Genomic DNA, 17,404 nt, shown 5'->3' on the forward strand with positions numbered 1-17,404 from the left:
TGCGGGCCTATTCAATTTTGTGAGGAAACGCGATGATAAAATGGAGTCCACTTGCGTTGTTGTTGATTGCCGGCGGCGCAAGCGCACAGTCCCATCTGGATAAAGTGGTGGAGCGGGGGACGCTGAACGTCTGCACCACCGGCGACTATAAACCTTATACCTACCTGCGCGACGACGGCCGCTATGAGGGCATCGATATCTCGATGGCCGAATCGCTGGCGCAGAGTCTGGGCGTAAAGGTGAATTGGGTTAAAAGCACCTGGAAGACGCTGCTGGCGGATTTACAGGCGGGTAAATGCGATATCGCCATGGGCGGCATCTCGGTGACGCTGGCGCGGCAAAAGGCGGCGTTCTTTACTACGACGCTGGATGTGGATGGCAAAATCCCGCTGGCGCGCTGTGAAAATAAAGACAAATACCAGACGATCGAACAGCTTAACCAGCCGTCGGTGCGGCTGATCGAACCGGCGGGCGGCACCAATGAAGCCTTCGCGCATAAATATCTGCCGCGGGCGACGCTGATACTGCAAGACAACGTGACCATTTTCCAGCAGTTGGTGGATAAAAAGGCGGATGTGATGGTGACGGAAGCGTCGGAAGCGTTGTTCCAGCAGAAACACTACCCGGAGCTGTGCGCGATTAACCCCGATAAGCCGTTACAGTACGGCGAAAAAGCCTATATGCTGCCGCGTGACGATATGACCTGGAAACAGTATGTCGACCAGTGGCTGCACCTGAGCAAAGCGACCGGCGAGTACCATAAGATTGTCGGCGAGTGGCTGGCGGTCAGCCCGTAACGGGCATAAAAAACGGGCCATCTGCGATGGCCCATATCGCTATCCGTTACTCGTCGATATACTCCAGCCTGGCGCGCTGGGTCAGCCGGGTGATGAGTTCATAAGCGCTAATGCCGGTATGCGCGGCGATTTTTTCAACCGGCAACACATCGCCCCAGACGACCGCCCGATCGCCCACCCGATCCTGCGCATCCGGCCCGAGATCGACCGTAATCATATCCATCGACACGCGCCCGGCCAGCGGCGCTTCCCGTCCGTTGATCCACACCGGCGTGCCGGCGGGCGCGCTGCGCGGATAGCCGTCGCCGTAACCGATGGCCACCACGCCCAGCTTGGTATCGCGTTCGCTGGTCCAGGTGCTGCCGTAGCCGACGGGCTGTCCCGCCTTGTGTTCACGCACGGCGATCAGGTGCGAGGTAAACGTCATGGCCGGCTGCAGACCGAAGTCGGCGGCGCTTTCGCGCTCGGTGGGCGACACGCCATACAGCACGATGCCTGGACGAACCTGATCGCGGTGCGCCTGCGGCCACAGCAGAATGCCGCCCGACGCGGCGATGGACTGCGCGCCCGGCTTGCCGCGCGTGAAGGTGTCAAAACAGGCGAGCTGGCGCTCGGTGGTGCCGGCCTGGGGTTCGTCCGCGCGGCAAAAATGGCTCATAACGTTCACCGGCTGCACCACATTGCGGCATTGCGTCAGGCGTTGATAGAACGCCTCGGCCCGTTCCGGCAGCACGCCGAGGCGGTGCATGCCGGTGTCGAGCTTCATCCAGACGCGGATAGGCCGCGGCAGATCGGCCGCTTCCAGCGCGGCGAGCTGTTCCACGCTGTGAACGGCGCTTTCCAGACGATGCTCTGCCGCCAGGGCGAGCTCATCGGCGGAGAAAAATCCCTCAAGCAGCAGGATAGGTTTGGCGATGCCGGCCTCGCGCAGCTGCAGCGCTTCCGAAAGGCGGGCGACGCCGTAAGCGTCGGCGTGACAAAAGGCGCGAGCCGCTTCAATAAGCCCGTGGCCGTAGGCGTTTGCCTTCACAACGGCAACCAGGCGGCACTGTGGGGCCAGTTCGCGGATCCGTTGCAGGTTGTGGCGCAAAGCGCGGAGATTAACGACGGCGGTTGCCGTTTTCATGCTGTATCCTTAGCGCATCTTCCCCCTGTTTTCCACGTCGCGGGCCTCTTATCTGCCGGGCTCCGGGCGTTTACAGGGGATTTATCATCGTGCGTTATTCATCGTCGTATTGTGGTCCGGCGTAATTGTCGAAGCGCGACCACTGCCCGTTAAAGGTCAAGCGAACGGTGCCGATGGGACCGTTACGCTGTTTTCCCAAAATAATTTCAGCTATGCCTTTCATGTCGCTGTTTTCATGATAAACCTCATCACGGTAGATAAACATAATCAGGTCGGCATCCTGTTCGATGGAGCCTGATTCGCGCAGGTCGGAGTTAACCGGCCGTTTATCCGCGCGCTGTTCCAGGCTTCGGTTAAGCTGGGAGAGCGCCACCACAGGGACTTGCAATTCTTTTGCCAATGCTTTGAGCGAGCGGGATATTTCGGCGATTTCCAGCGTACGGTTATCGGACAGGGACGGTACGCGCATGAGCTGCAGGTAATCGATCATGATCAGACTTAGCCCGTCATGCTCGCGAAATACCCGGCGGGCGCGGGAGCGCACTTCGGTCGGCGTCAGGCCGGAGGAGTCATCGATATACATATTGCGCTTTTCCAGCAGCAGGCCCATGGTGCTGGAAATGCGCGCCCAATCCTCGTCATCCAGCTGGCCGGTACGAATGCGGGTCTGATCCACGCGCGACAGCGACGCCAGCATACGCATCATAATCTGTTCGTCGGGCATCTCCAGGCTGAAGATCAGCACCGGTTTATCCTGCATCATGGCGGCGTTTTCGCACAGGTTCATGGCGAACGTGGTTTTACCCATGGAGGGACGCGCCGCCACGATGATCAGATCCGATTTCTGCAGGCCGGCGGTTTTCTTATCCAGATCCTGATAACCGGTCGAGACGCCGGTCACGCCATCGTGCGGCTTCTGATAAAGCTGTTCGATACGGGAAACGGTCTCTTCCAGAATACGATCGATGCTTTTCGGCCCTTCGTCTTTGCTGGCGCGGTTTTCGGCGATTTGGAAAACGCGGGATTCCGCCAGATCGAGCAGATCTTCGCTGCTGCGCCCCTGAGGATCGTAACCGGCGTCGGCGATCTCGTTGGCGACGGAGATCATCTCCCGCACCACGGCGCGTTCCCGTACGATGTCGGCATAGGCGCTGATATTGGCCGCGCTGGGGGTGTTTTTCGCCAATTCCGCCAGATAGGCAAAGCCGCCGGCCGACTCTAAAGATCCCTGCTGTTCAAGCGATTCGGACAGGGTGATCAGATCGATCGGCCGGCTCATTTCGAGCAGACGCTGCATTTCAGTGAAAATAAGACGGTGGGCCCGATTGTAGAAATCATTGGCGACGACGCGCTCGGCGACGTTATCCCAACGTTCATTATCCAGCATCAGACCGCCCAATACCGATTGTTCCGCTTCCAGTGAATGTGGGGGCAGCTTTAAGCCTTCCATTTGACGATCGCGGGGTTCTTTCGATTTATTGGTTGGTCTTTTTTCTGCCATGAAACGGGTTCTTTATCGGTTGATTTGCTATTGGGGAAAGGCGCATTGTATATCTGAAAGCAAAGAATACACACTTCTAATCCACATAAGGGCGATGCCTAAAACGGTTCAATTGAGGAGATGTTATGGCAAAACGTATTCAGTTCAGCAGCCACGGCGGCCCGGATGTACTGGAATACGTCGATTTTACCCCGTGCGATCCCGCGGCGGGCGAGGTGCAGATAGAGAATCGCGCCATCGGCATTAATTTAATCGACACGTACTATCGCGCCGGGCTTTACCCGCCGCCTTCACTGCCTTCCGGGCTGGGAACGGAAGCGGCGGGCGTGGTGACCAAGGTCGGCGCGGGCGTGAGCCGCCTGAAAGTCGGCGACCGCGTCGCCTACGTTTCAACGCTGGGCGCCTACAGCGATGTCCATAATATGCCGGAATATAAAGTCGCCCTCTTGCCGGATGAGGTCAGCTTTGAGCAGGCGGCGGCGCTGTTTTTGAAAGGCCTGACGGTTCACTTTCTGTTTACTCAGACCTATCAGGTTAAGCCGAACGAGATCTTTTTGTTCCATGCCGCGGCGGGCGGCGTCGGGCTGATTGCCTGCCAGTGGGCGAAAGCCTTGGGCGCCAGGCTGATTGGCACCGTCGGTTCGGATGAAAAGGCGCAGCGGGCGAAACAGGCGGGCGCCTGGGAAACGATTAATTACCGCACGGAAGATATCGCCGGGCGCGTAGCGGAATTGACCGGCGGCGAAAAGGTCGGCGTGGTTTATGATTCCGTGGGGAAAGATACCTGGGAAGCCTCGCTGGACAGCCTGCGCCGTCGTGGGCTGATGGTGAGCTTCGGCAACGCCTCCGGGCCGGTAACCGGGGTTAATCTGGGTATTCTGAACCAGAAAGGATCGCTGTACGTTACCCGTCCGTCGCTGTTTGGCTACATCACCACGCGCGAGGAGCTGGAGCAGGCTAGCAGAGAGCTGTTCGCCATGATCGCCAGCGGCGCGATTACCGCCAACGTGCCGGACAGCCAGAAATTCGCGCTGGCGGATGCCCAACGCGCGCACCGGGCGCTGGAAAGCCGGCTGACGCAGGGGGCCAGCCTGCTGATACCCGCCCTATAACTCTTTACCGCAATAAAGCAAAAGGCCTCCGTGAAGGAGGCCTCAGACTGTTGACAAACCTATCGTTCTTTATCGAACGGTGATAATGGAATGGAAGAGTAAAGCGTCCGCGCCAGGGACGGCGCGGCTCGAGCTTACAGGGACGTACTTGCAGCGTCTTTACGATCCATTCATTATCGCCGCTCACCGGACTTTGTTAGCAAACTCAGGCCTCCGTGAAGGAGGCCTTTGCTGCGGCGCTGCTTTCATCAGGCTGTCTGTAGGGTACAGCGGAAGACCGTCATGGCGGTGTCACTGGGTGACGTTATTTATTTTCCTGACGGTGATGAAATCCGTTTGATTTATTGCGTCTAATCGCCGGCGCCGTCATTTTGCCGGGCGAATCGCATCAAGTGGCGACATCCTAGCAGCCCCGATCGGGAAAAAATATCTGCTGGCGCACAATTTTGCATTTCACTCCCGACGCGGATCCTATTCCGCGCGTTACCGGTAATAGCGCAGCGGTTTTTGCTGGAAATAACGCCATAGCCAAACGGCCGCGATCGCCAGCAACAGCCAGGGCAGCACTTTTATCGCCATCACGAACACCCCGCCGATCAGCATGAAAATCGCGGCGATAAACAGCGCGGCAATCACCCCTAACAGCGACACGCCGGTGACCATCAGCATGATAAAAAAACCGATAACGAAAAAGAGTTCCAGCATGGCGTGCTCCTGTGTGCGCTGAACAGATTGTTGTCGCGGCCCATCGACGGACCCTGGGATTATTCCGGCGATTGGCGAACCTACTGACGTATTACAAGAAGCGTGCCAGCTTTCATCGCTGATAACCTATTGATTTATCGGCGATGAAAAAAAGAAGCGCATTGGAGCGTTAGTCAAAAAGGCTAACTGTTGGTTTTTTTAATCCTGAGAATGCCTAACCAGCGACAGGGCTTTTTCCACCACGCGGGTATCCGCGCCGGGCTTGTGGGCATTTTCGCTCAGATAGCGCCGCCATTGGCGCGCGCCGGGCACGCCCTGAAACAGGCCGAGCATATGACGGGTAATATGGCCGAGGGACGCGCCGGCCGACAATTCGCGTTCGATATAGGGATACATCGCCTCCACCACGGCGGCGCTATCCGAATCTGGCGTGTGCGTGCCAAACAGCTCCCGATCGACCTGCGCCAGGATGCCGGGATTCTGGTACGCTTCGCGCCCCATCATGACGCCGTCCAGATGTCGCAGATGGATTTTTGCGTCGGCCAGCGTTTTAACACCGCCGTTAATGGCGATGGTCAGGGCCGGGAAATCGCGCTTCAGCTGATAGACGCGCGGATAGTCAAGCGGTGGAATTTCACGGTTTTCCTTGGGGCTTAGCCCAGACAGCCAGGCTTTGCGCGCGTGAACGATAAACGTGTCGCACCCGCCACGCTCGGCGACGGTTTGAATAAATTCGCACAGAAATTGATAGCTGTCGCAATCGTCGATGCCGATGCGGGTTTTCACCGTCACCGGAATAGCGACGCGATCTTTCATCGCCTTGACGCAGTCGGCCACCAGCGGCGCTTCTCCCATCAGGCAGGCGCCGAAGCGGCCGTTCTGCACCCGATCGGAAGGGCATCCCACATTCAGGTTAACCTCATCATAGCCCCGCTGTTCCGCCAACCGCGCGCAGCGCGCCAGCGCGTCGGGATCGCTGCCGCCGAGCTGCAGCGCCAGCGGATGCTCGGCTTCGCTGTAGGCCAGGTAATCCCCCTTGCCGTGAATAATGGCGCCGGTGGTGACCATCTCGGTATACAGCAAGGTCCGGCGGGTTAACTGGCGGAGAAAATAGCGGCAATGGCGATCCGTCCAGTCGAGCATCGGCGCGATGGAGAAGCGGTGGGGACGGTAGATAGCGGTTTCAGTATTCATAGGACTCGGGCTTTTTTAGCGGTTATATTTCGCACATCTCTGATCGGCCAATCGTATCGGCGCTGCTCGTGCCCCGCAAGCGCTGTGAGTTTAGCCGGCGTTGACGGCGCAACACTATAGCATAGTGGCGTTGCCGTAATAGATTTGTCGTTCCTCCAGTCACTGGCCGGCGACTGGCAGTTTATAGCCAAGCCGCGTGATTGCGCCTGCGCGCTTGGGGGCCAGCGTAAGCTCAGTTCAAAAATGCGGTCGGCGTTTTTGTCCTGCAGCCTGAATTATTCAAGGGGATAACATAATTGTTTATTCGCATAAATAATGAAAATATTTTTATGTATTATTGTTGACTTGTGCAATTTTGGGTCGTAAAGTTTACACAATAGGATTTCATGTATTAAAAAAATATTTAAACATTTTAAACCCCGCTTATGGCGGGGTTTTTCGTATATGGCGCCATAAAAACAGCTAGCGCGATGATAAATATTTTTGAAAGCCTATAAATGAATAAAAAACCCGCTTCGGCGGGTTTTTTATTGCCGAAAATTTATGTTTCTGTCATTTGGCAGAATGATATTCATTGTGAAAAGAAAAGAGGTAATTTATGTCATACCCACAAACTAATTTAACGGGTCTCATTGGTTTTGCAAAAGTCGCCGGCGTTACGGGTGGTACGGGCGGTACCGTGGTTACGGTAAAATCTCTTACGGAGCTGCAGTCCGCGGTCAGCGGTTCGGCGAAAAAAATAGTGGTTCTCGCCGCCTCGCTGAGCTCCTCGACGTTGCGGAAAGTCACGTTTGGCAGCAATAAAACCATTGTCGGGTCGTTTGGCGGTGCCAATGTATTGAACAATATCCATTTGCGCGCCACATCGAGTTCATCCAATATTATTTTTCAGAACTTGACGTTTAAACATGACGTGTCAATTAAAGCGAATGATGATATTCAGCTATATCTGAATTACGGGAAAGGATACTGGGTCGATCATTGCTCATGGCCCGGACATACCTGGAGCGATACTGACGGCAGTCTGGATAAATTGATTTATGTCGGGGATAAAGCCGACTATGTCACCATCAGTAACTGCTATTTCTCCAATCATAAATATGGCTGTATTTTTGGTCATCCGGCGGATGACAATAATACGAGCTACAATGGCTATCCGCATTTAACCATCTGCCATAACCGTTACGAAAATATTGAAGTCCGCTGTCCGGGATTGATGCGCTATGGTTATTTCCATGTATTCAACAACTATGTGAATAAATTCCAGCTGGCCTTTACGGTTGCGCAAAACGCCAATATCCTTTCTGAAAAAAACGTATTCGGCAGCGGCGCGGAAAAAGGCGGTATCGTCGACGATAAGGGCAACGGTTCAACCTTTACCGATAACGGCAGTTCCCCCACCGCCACGGCAAGCAAGTCTTCGGCGGCCAAATGGGCGGCATCGTCTAATTATTCATACAAACTGATGAGCGTCAGCGAGGCGAAATCCTGGGCAGTGGCGTATTCCGGCGCTCAAAACAGCGCGCTGACGTTCCCGGCATGACGATCGCTCATATGGCGAATGAAAAGAGACTCTGCATCGGCAGAGCCTTATCGTTGGGCGTCGGGAACCCATGGCAGACCGCGCCGCCGATTATTAACCTATCATTGCGTTGCCGGCGGGTTTTATGGCCACGGGCATTTCGTAGCGGCGTATGGCTAAGGCCGCAAAACGCGCTGCAAGCGGTCGGGAATCTGTTCCGCATAGCGTTGCAAGCGTTCGATAAAGGTATCGACCAGCGCCGAAGCGGGGCGGTGCAGCGGGCGAATCAGGCTGACGGTAAAAGGCACATCGATACTGAAAGGGCGCACGACGACGCCGGACGCCGCGCCGCCGTATGTCGCGCCGCCGTATGTCGCATAGTCCAGCGCGGTCAGGGGATTAACGATCGAGATGCCGACGCCGGCGCGCACCATGGCGCAGACCGACGCCGCGCTGTGGGTTTCCACCACCATTTGACGAGAGACGCCCGCTTCCTGAAACAGCTTATCTAACAGTTGACGATAGCCGTCGGCGCTCGACAGGCTGATAAAGGGCTCGCCGGCGAAGTCGGCGGGGGCCAGCGCCGGCTTCGCCGCCAGCGGGTGCCGCGCGGGCAGAACGCAGACTTCGTTAAGCATCATCAGGGTCTGGCGTTCGGTGCCCGCCGGCGTCGCGCTATTTTCGGTCAGCCCCAGATCGTGGCGCTGGGCGGACAGCCACTCCTCCAGCAGCGGCGACTCCTGCGGAACAATATGCAGGCCGAGCGACGGATAGCGGGCCAGCAGCGGTTTGCACACCTCCGGCAGCAGCGACTGCGAGAATACCGGCAGGCAGGCGATGGAGAGCTGCGCCTGCTGAAAACGGCGAATATCCTCGGCGGCGTTGATGATCCTCTCCAGGCCGTAATAGGAGCGTTGCACTTCCTCAAACAGCCGCAGGCCCTGCGCGGTGGGATAAAGCCGCCCGCGCAGACGTTCGAACAGCGTCATCCGGATTAGCCTTTCAAAACGCGCCAGCTCGCGGCTAACCGTCGGCTGGGAGGTGTTCAGCAGCGCGGCGGCCTCCGTCAGATTGCCGGTGGTCATTACCGCATGGAAAATCTCGATATGTCGTAGCGACGCCGTAGCCATAGCGCATCCCGTTTGGTGACGTTTCTATACCCTAACTCATTCGAGTTGCAGGACAAAAACGCTAAAATCGTTTCAGACTGCTGACACAGTTAGATATTACTCGCCCCGTTGACGGGGCTCGCCCATGGGCCGAGTAACAAAGCCAACGCATAGGCCACTTGCAGCATGATAATAGTATATCAAAAATGAATAGACTGCCGATATATTGATATTTTATTACCGGAACGCTCATCGGCATACTGCATTCATAATAAAATTTCATTTCCAGGAAACACCATGCCGCACGATTTGAACGACGCCGCCCATGCGCTGAACGCGCAGAATCTGCGCCAGCTGCCCGCGCGTTTCGGCTGCCCGGTCTGGGCGTACGATGCGCAAACCATTATTGATAATATCGCCAAGCTGCGCCGCTTCGACACCATCCGTTTTGCGCAGAAATCCTGCTCCAATATCCATATTCTGCGTCTGATGCGGCGACAGGGCGTCAAAGTGGATTCCGTGTCGCTGGGCGAGATCGAACGGGCGCTGGTGGCCGGCTTTGTACCGGGGACCGACGAGCATCAGATCGTCTTTACCGCCGATCTGTTGGATCGCCCGACGCTACAGCGGGTAACGGAGCTGAACATCCCGGTAAACGCCGGTTCGGTGGATATGCTGGAGCAGATCGGCGAACAGTCGCCGGGCCATCCGGTGTGGCTGCGCGTGAACCCCGGTTTCGGCCACGGCCACAGCCAGAAAACCAATACCGGCGGCGAGAACAGCAAACATGGCATCTGGTACGGCGATTTGCCGCAGGCGCTGGCGAAAATTCAACGTTACCGGTTGAGGCTGGTGGGGATTCACATGCACATCGGCTCCGGAGTGGATTACGACCATCTGGCGCAGGTCTGTGACGCGATGGTGCGGCAGGTGATCGATCTGGGGCACGATATCGAGGCGATTTCCGCCGGCGGAGGTCTGTCCATTCCTTATCGCGACGGCGAGGAAGCGATAAATACCGAGCATTATTATGGTTTGTGGAATCAGGCGCGTGAAAAGATCGCCGCCCATCTGGGGCATCCGGTGACGCTGGAGATTGAGCCGGGCCGTTTTCTGGTCGCCGAATCGGGCGTGCTGGTGGCCGAAGTGCGCGCGGTGAAGGAGATGGGCAGCCGTCACTTTGTGCTGGTGGATGCGGGGTTCAACGATCTGATGCGTCCGGCGATGTACGGCAGCTATCACCATATATCGCTGCTGCCGGGCGATAATCGCGATATCAGCCGGGCGCCGCTGCGCGATAGCGTGGTCGCCGGGCCGCTGTGCGAATCCGGCGATGTGTTCACCCAGCAGGCGGGAGGCGGCGTTGAAACCATCGCGCTGCCGGATGCGCGGGTGGGCGATTATCTGGTGTTCCACGATACCGGCGCCTACGGCGCATCCATGTCATCCAATTACAATAGCCGTCCGCTGTTGCCTGAAGTGCTGTTCGAACAGGGACGGCCGCGGCTTATCCGCCGCCGTCAGACGCTGGAGGAGCTGCTGGCGCTGGAGTCGGTTTAACCGGCCGCGCGGGCATGATGCCGCCGCGTCATGCCCGCCTCTTTTTGGATGCGCGCGCGCCACGGCCAAAATACGCAATGACTCTCATTAAGCGCCGTTTATACCCAAAATAATTCGCGTTGCAGGACAAAAACGCCAAAGCGTTTTTGAACAGCGCTTGCGCTGACCCCGAAGGGGTGAGGCCCTCGGGCCGAATAACGCGGCATTGCCGCGACAAATTAGTCAGGAACGAATTTGACCAGCCAAAGGCTGGCCTGCGGTGAGAGACAGGATGTCTCTCATTAATCCCCAGGAGCAGATTTGAGCGCCGCTTGCGGCGGCCCCAAGGATGGGGCGAGTAACAAAGCCAACGCACTTGCAGCTTGAAATAAAAAGGGGATATTACATGACGCCGAAAAGATTTACAGTTGGTTTCATTTGGAGCGAAACTCTTTCGATTAGGCGCTGGTTTCTTTCCGCCGGCATCTTTAGAGTATCAAGTCCCAGAGGTATTGATTGGTGATATATCAATGTGCTCTGTACATTGAAGCATTTGATTACACCAACCTACGCGGATGCGTAGGTTTTTTTTGCCGCGACGCCGCCTATTCGCCTGTTTATTGTCCGGACGTTTGCGCCCATCGCTTTCCGCGGCGGTAATTTTTTCTGCCGGGTAAAACATTACTTACATCACAAATAGAAAAGAAACCGGTTTGCTCTCCGGTTAGGCGATTGACCGTTTAAATAGCCGGTGCTAATTTCTTCCCATGCATAAGGCTTGTTACCGTTCGGCGGGCAAAACTTAAGTGCAGAGACTTAGCGTATGTATTACATGTCCGTATTACATAGCGTCTGGTTCTGTATTTTAGTTTTGCCCGTTTTTATTTATAGGGGACAAGGGTGATGAAGATAAAGCAGATCCTGAATAATAATGTCGTCAGCGTTTTGGACAATCAGGGTCAGGAGCTGATCTTAACCGGTTGCGGTCTGGGTTTTAATTCAAAAAACGGCCAGCAGGTGGATGAATCACGCATTGAAAAAATATTTCACTTACGAGATAACGCGATTTCCGCCCGCTTTAAAGATCTGGTCGATCAGGTGTCGTTGGAGGTATTACAGATCACCGACGACATCGTCGAGCTGGCGAAAGCGCAGCTGCAGCAAAAGCTAAGCGAAGGTATTTACGTCACATTGGCCGACCATCTGAATTTCGCGCTGCAATGTCAGCAGAACGGCGTCGCGATCCAGAATCCGTTGCAGTGGGAAGTACGCCATTTTTACAAAGACGAATACGCGGTGGCTGAAAAAGCGCTGGATTTGGTGTTTGAAACATTGCACGTGGTATTGCCGGAATCCGAGGCGTGCAGTATCGCCCTGCATATTGTCAACGCCGAATTAAACGACAATATCGGAAATATGAAGCAGATTACCCAGCTGATTTATCAGGTTCAAAATATTGTTAAATACTATTTTCGTATTTCCTTGGACGAGTCGGGTTCTAACTATCACCGCTTTATTACCCATGTTAAGTTTTTTGCCCAGCGGGTGATTGAGGGCGCTACGTTGGAAAATGATGATGGCGACTTATTTAATATGGTGCAGCAGCGCTATCAAAAAACATTAGGCTGCGTTGAATATATCAGCGCGTTTATCAGTAAAAACTATCAACACAACATGAGTAATTCGGAGAAACTCTATCTGACGATACATATCGATAATATGATCCACAATTTAAAAAATTCCAAATAGGCTTGTTACTGTTCAATCAGGCAAACCCCAGAGGAAACAAGGCGTCGCGGTAAATAAAAACCGTGCGGTTGTTGATGAAATCTTGCGATTTCATTCTGGAAAGAGGAATAACCATGAATTATCAGGAAACGGCAAAACAGATCGCTGAATTAGTGGGCGGAGAAAAAAATATTCAGCACGTTTTCCATTGTATTACCCGTTTGCGTTTTAATTTACGCAATATGGCTCTGGCCGATAAAGAGGCGCTGCAGCAGATTAACGGCGTTATCGGCATTAATGTGGCCGGCGATCAGTTTCAGGTGATTATCGGCAATGAGGTCGCGGACGTTTATCGCGCCCTGATCCAAGACTATCCGGCGTTATCGCAGAAGGCGGATGGCGCGCAGGAGAGGGAAAAACGCAATCTGATTTCCACCATGCTGGAGTCGCTATCCAGCATCTTTTCGCCGATTATCCCGGCGATCGCCGGCGCCGGTATTCTCAAAGGGGTGCTGTCGCTGTGCATCGCGCTGCAGTGGATAGCGCCGACCAACCAAACCTATCTGATCCTCTCCGCCATCAGCGACGGCGTGTTCTTTTTCATTCCGCTGGTGCTGGCGTTCAGCGCGGCCAATAAACTGGGCTGCAATCCTTATGTCGCGGTGGCACTGGCCGCCACCCTGTTTCACCCGACGCTGCTGAAGCTGTTTGCGCAGGGCGAGCCGATTTCATTTATCGGACTGCCGGTGTCGCCGGTCTCCTATGCGTCGTCGGTGATCCCGATCCTGCTGGCTGTGTGGCTGATGTCCTATGTCGAGCGCGCCGTCGACCGCGTTATGCCGGGTATGCTCAAGACGATGTTCGTCCCGCTGTTCACGCTGTTGATCGTCGCGCCGATCATGCTGATAGCCATCGGCCCGCTGGGGATTCTGGCCGGCAACCACCTGTCGTCGGGGGTGGTCTGGCTGGTGGAAAACATGGGGCTGCTCGCCGGGCTTATTCTGGGCGGTACGCTCTCCCTGATTATCATTACCGGCATGCACTATGTGCTGATCCCTATCGTGATCAACAACATCAGCAAGATGGGGTTCGATCCGCTGAAGATCATCTTTTATGTCGCCAACCTGGGACAGGCCGGGGCGGCGTTCGGCGTGTTCCTGCGTTCGCGTAATAAGAAGGTGAAATCCCTGGCGCTATCCACCAGCCTTACGGCGGCGATGGGCATTACCGAGCCCGCGATGTACGGCATCAACATCCGCTTCAAACGTCCGTTCGCCGCCGCGCTAATCGGCGGCGCCTGCGGCGGGGCGTTCGCCATGTTCTTCGGCGTGAAAACCTATGCGTTCGCGCTGAGCGGCCTGCCGGGGCTGCCCGCATTGGTCGGCCCGACCTTCCTGTATGCCCTGGCCAGCCTGGCCATCTCTTTTAGCGTGGCCGCGGCCGTCACCTGCCTGCTGGGGTTTGAGGATCCGCTTGAGCAGAAGGCGCCGGAACCGTCGGTAAACGCCGCGGCTACGCCGGTATTGCCCGGCAACCCGGCGCCGACGGGGCAAACCGTCGGCGGCGTAACGCCGGCGCGGCTCGGCCGGCACGAAGAGCAGCTCTTCGCCCCCATTGACGGGCGCATGCTCTCCCTCGACCGCCTGAGCGATCCCATTTTCGCCGACGAGATGTTCGGTAAAGGCATCGCGGTTTATCCCGCCAACGGCGAACTGGTGTCGCCGATTAACGGCCGGGTGGAATCGGTGTTTGAAACCTGCCACGCCCTGGCGCTGAAAAGCGATACCGGCGCGGAAATATTGATTCATATCGGCATTGATACCGTCAAGCTCGGCGGGCGCCACTTCGCCTGCCACGTCAAGGCGGGGCAGATGGTGGAGGTCGGCGACGCGCTGGTAAGTTTCGATCTGCCGGCGCTGCTGGCGGAGCGGATCGACCCCAGCGTGATCGTGGTGGTCACCAATACCGAATGTTATGGCGAGGTGCGTTCGCTGATCGAAGGCGACGTCCACTCGCGCGAAGCATTTCTGAAACTGACCGCGATTGCGGCATAAGGGAGACGACATGGCGTTTTCAAAGCAATTTCCTGATGATTTTCTCTGGGGCGGGGCGACGGCGGCCAACCAATTGGAGGGCGCCTGGAATGTGGGCGGCAAAGGGCTTTCCGTTTCCGATGTGTACACCTTCGACAGCCGCACGCCGAAAGAGCGCTGGCTCGACCAGTGGCTGTTTATGACCCGCCGCCAGGTGGCGCAGGCGCAGGATCCCGACAGCGACAAGTATTATCCCAAGCGTAAGGGGATTGATTTTTATCACCATTACAAAGAGGACATCGCGCTGTTCGCCGAAATGGGATTTACGTGCTTTCGCATGTCGATCGCCTGGACGCGCATTTTCCCGCGCGGCGATGAAATCGAGCCGAATGAGGCCGGGCTGGCGTTTTATGACGATGTGCTGGACACGCTGTTGGCGCACAATATTCAGCCGATCGTCTCGCTCTCGCACTATGAAATGCCGCTGTGTCTGGTAACGGAATACGGCGGCTGGCCGAACCGTCAACTGGTGGATTTCTACCTGCGTTTCGCCACGACGCTGTTCGAACGCTACCGCCATAAGGTGAAGTACTGGATGACCTTCAACGAGATCAACTGCGTGAAACATCACCCTTATGTCAGCGTGGGCGTGATTGAAGAGGATCATCCGCATCTGGAACAGGACAAATATCAGGGCGCGCACCACCAGTTTATCGCCAGCGCCCTGGCGACCAAAGCCTGCCATGAAATGATTCCCGGCGCGCAGGTGGGCTGCATGATCAGCTATCAGATGCTGTATCCCCACACCTGTCATCCCGACGATCTGCAGGCCTGCGAAGAGCAGCAACGGGTGTCGCTGTTTTTCAGCGACGTGCAGGCCCGCGGCTACTATCCGGCCTATACCGACCGGATGCTGGCGGAAAAGGGCGTGGTGCTGATGAAGGAGCGGGGGGATGACGAGATCCTGCGCCAGTATCCGGTCGATTTCGTGTCGTTCAGCTACTACATGTCCAGCACCGTCAGCGCCCGCCCGCAGGAGCTGGAGGGCGCGACCGGCAACCTGATTACCGGCGGCATCCGTAACCCCTACCTGCCCAGCAGCCAGTGGGGCTGGCAAATCGACGCCAAAGGGCTGCGTCTGGCGCTGAATCAGCTCTACGACCGTTATCAAAAACCGCTGTTTATCGCCGAGAACGGACTGGGAGCCGTCGATACCGTTAAGCCCGACGGCACCATTGACGATGATTACCGCATTGACTATCTGCGCCAGCATATTGAACAGATGAAAGAAGCGCTGGGGGATGGCGTCAAGCTGTTCGGCTACACCTGGTGGGGGCCGATCGACGTGATCAGCGCGGGAACGGCGCAGATTTCCAAGCGTTACGGCTTTATCTATGTCGATCAGGACGATGACGGCAACGGCACCCAGCGCCGTTCGCGCAAGAAAAGCTTCTACTGGTATCAGCGGGCGATCGCCTCGAATGGCGAACGGCTGGCGGATTGAGACAAAACCGGCGCGCGGCGGGCGGCGGCGCCCGTCTGCGGCTTAAATTCGGATGTGATGACGATAAGGAACGGGTATGGCGAGTTTTCCGCACGATTTTCTTTGGGGTGGGGCGATTGCGGCCAATCAGGCCGAAGGGGCGTGGAATGAAGACGGCAAGGGCGCGTCCATCGCCGATGTGGTGCGCGGCGGTATTATCGCCGGGCAGGCGGATGAAACGATCGAGGCGGGGCGGTACTACGCCAGCCATCAGGCGATCGATTTTTATCACCGTTATAAACAGGATGTGGCGCTGTTCGCCGAAATGGGCTTTACGTGTTTCCGCACCTCGATCGCCTGGTCGCGCATCTTCCCGCAGGGGGATGAGTCCGAACCGAACGAGGCGGGGCTGCGCTTCTACGACGATCTGTTCGACGAACTGCTGAAATACGGCATTCAGCCGGTGATCACCCTGTCGCACTATGAGACGCCGCTGGCGCTGGCGACGCGCTACGGCGGCTGGGAGAACCGCCGCCTGGTGGATTTTTTCAGCCGTTACTGCGCAACGGTATTCCGCCGCTATCGGCACAAGGTGAAATACTGGATGACGTTTAACGAACTGAACAACATGAACCGCATGCCGTTCGCCACCGGCGCGATACGGCCGCCGCAGGCGCGCTTATTGCAGGCGGTCTACCAGGCGAACCACCATATGTTTGTGGCCAACGCCATCGCCAATAAACTGTGCCATGAGATTATTCCCGACGCGACGATCGGCTGCATGCTGTCGCTCAGCACCGTTTATCCCTATCGCTGCCACCCGGACGATGTGTTTGAAAGCTATCAGCTGCGCCGCCGTTCGCTGTTCTATTCCGACGTAATGATGCGCGGCGTTTACCCGGCCTACAGCCGGCGGATGTGGCGCGACTACGATATTCAACTGGAGATGGAGCCGGGAGATCTTGAGCTGCTGGCGGCCTGGCCGTCCGACTATCTGGGATTCAGCTACTACCGCAGCGCCACGCACAAGGCGGGCGAACTGGTGCTGTCGGATACCGGCGGCATCACCGGGCTGGAAAACCCCTATCTGGAGAAGACGGAGTGGGGCTGGCCGATTGACGCCAAAGGGCTGCGGCTGGTGTGCAATGAGCTGACGGACCGTTATCAGAAGCCGCTGTTTATCGTGGAAAACGGCTACGGCGGCGTGGATACTCCGGCGGCCGACGGCGCCATTGAGGATGACGAGCGTATCAGCTACGGCCGCCGGCATCTGCAGGAAGTGGCGCAGGCGCTAGCCGATGGCTGCGACATTATGGGCTACACCTGGTGGGGGCCGATCGATATCGTCAGCGCCGGCACCGGAGAGATGAAAAAGCGCTACGGCTTTATCTATGTCGATAAAGACAACGACGGCAACGGCACGCTGGCGCGTACGAAGAAAAAGAGTTTTTACTGGTATAAGCAGGTCATCGCCTCCAACGGCGAGCAGCTTTGACGCTTAGGACTGTTTCCTATGCACAAATACGGGGTTCTGACGGGGTTGAGCGTTACCCGG

13 protein-coding genes are annotated in these 17,404 nt (G+C 56.5%); 8 read left to right on the forward strand and 5 right to left on the reverse strand.

The features are described from left to right. The first annotated feature begins 32 nt into the window (after positions 1-32). Positions 33-797, forward strand: coding sequence for a transporter substrate-binding domain-containing protein (locus VSX58_RS17415; protein ID WP_327619199.1), 765 nt, complete (start codon positions 33-35; stop codon positions 795-797). Positions 798-843: 46 nt separating this feature from the next. Here VSX58_RS17415 and alr read toward each other — a convergent pair whose 3' ends face one another. Both alr and dnaB read right to left on the reverse strand, forming a co-directional pair. Then, positions 844-1,923 (reverse strand): alanine racemase, encoded by a 1,080-nt coding sequence (alr, locus tag VSX58_RS17420; protein WP_327619200.1) that lies wholly within the window; start codon positions 1,921-1,923, stop codon positions 844-846. Between the two features lie 94 nt (positions 1,924-2,017). Continuing rightward, on the reverse strand, positions 2,018-3,424 hold the full coding sequence (gene dnaB / locus VSX58_RS17425) for a replicative DNA helicase (RefSeq protein WP_327619201.1): 1,407 nt from the start codon (positions 3,422-3,424) through the stop codon (positions 2,018-2,020). Between the two features lie 125 nt (positions 3,425-3,549). Here dnaB and VSX58_RS17430 point away from each other — a divergent pair, with 125 nt between their 5' ends. Continuing rightward, on the forward strand, positions 3,550-4,536 hold the full coding sequence (locus VSX58_RS17430) for a quinone oxidoreductase (protein WP_327619202.1): 987 nt from the start codon (positions 3,550-3,552) through the stop codon (positions 4,534-4,536). Between the two features lie 483 nt (positions 4,537-5,019). Here the strand turns inward: VSX58_RS17430 and pspG are convergent, their stop codons facing one another. Together pspG and dusA are read right to left on the reverse strand one after the other, a co-directional pair. Continuing rightward, positions 5,020-5,241: an envelope stress response protein PspG gene (gene pspG / locus VSX58_RS17435; RefSeq protein WP_327616158.1), complete on the reverse strand. Its 222-nt coding sequence runs from the start codon at positions 5,239-5,241 to the stop codon at positions 5,020-5,022. A gap of 198 nt (positions 5,242-5,439) precedes the next feature. Then, positions 5,440-6,435 (reverse strand): tRNA dihydrouridine(20/20a) synthase DusA, encoded by a 996-nt coding sequence (dusA, locus tag VSX58_RS17440; protein ID WP_327619203.1) that lies wholly within the window; start codon positions 6,433-6,435, stop codon positions 5,440-5,442. Between the two features lie 598 nt (positions 6,436-7,033). Between dusA and VSX58_RS17445 the strand changes: the two genes are divergently transcribed. Continuing rightward, positions 7,034-7,978, forward strand: a complete 945-nt coding sequence (locus VSX58_RS17445) for a pectate lyase family protein (protein ID WP_327619204.1) — start codon at positions 7,034-7,036, stop codon at positions 7,976-7,978. 155 nt (positions 7,979-8,133) lie between these two features. Here VSX58_RS17445 and VSX58_RS17450 read toward each other — a convergent pair whose 3' ends face one another. After that, the gene (locus tag VSX58_RS17450) at positions 8,134-9,087 is read right to left on the reverse strand and encodes a LysR family transcriptional regulator (RefSeq protein WP_327619205.1); all 954 of its coding nucleotides are present in this window, start codon (positions 9,085-9,087) and stop codon (positions 8,134-8,136) included. A 276-nt stretch (positions 9,088-9,363) separates the two neighbouring features. Between VSX58_RS17450 and lysA the strand changes: the two genes are divergently transcribed. The 5 genes from lysA to VSX58_RS17475 all read left to right on the forward strand — a co-directional run bounded on the left by lysA (position 9,364) and on the right by VSX58_RS17475 (position 17,344). Then, positions 9,364-10,626, forward strand: coding sequence for a diaminopimelate decarboxylase (gene lysA, locus VSX58_RS17455; RefSeq protein WP_327619206.1), 1,263 nt, complete (start codon positions 9,364-9,366; stop codon positions 10,624-10,626). Positions 10,627-11,508: 882 nt separating this feature from the next. Continuing rightward, a complete protein-coding gene (licT, locus tag VSX58_RS17460) occupies positions 11,509-12,354 on the forward strand; it encodes a BglG family transcription antiterminator LicT (RefSeq protein WP_327619207.1) in 846 nt (281 codons plus the stop codon). 113 nt (positions 12,355-12,467) lie between these two features. Continuing rightward, entirely contained in the window at positions 12,468-14,387 is a 1,920-nt protein-coding gene (locus VSX58_RS17465; protein WP_327619208.1) for a beta-glucoside-specific PTS transporter subunit IIABC, read from the forward strand. 10 nt (positions 14,388-14,397) lie between these two features. Then, on the forward strand, positions 14,398-15,870 hold the full coding sequence (locus VSX58_RS17470) for a glycoside hydrolase family 1 protein (RefSeq protein ID WP_327619209.1): 1,473 nt from the start codon (positions 14,398-14,400) through the stop codon (positions 15,868-15,870). A gap of 76 nt (positions 15,871-15,946) precedes the next feature. Beyond that, the gene (locus VSX58_RS17475; RefSeq protein ID WP_327619210.1) at positions 15,947-17,344 is read left to right on the forward strand and encodes a glycoside hydrolase family 1 protein; all 1,398 of its coding nucleotides are present in this window, start codon (positions 15,947-15,949) and stop codon (positions 17,342-17,344) included. Positions 17,345-17,404 lie beyond the last annotated feature (60 nt).

The organism is Brenneria populi, assembly GCF_036016195.1.
GTDB lineage: Bacteria > Pseudomonadota > Gammaproteobacteria > Enterobacterales > Enterobacteriaceae > Brenneria > Brenneria populi.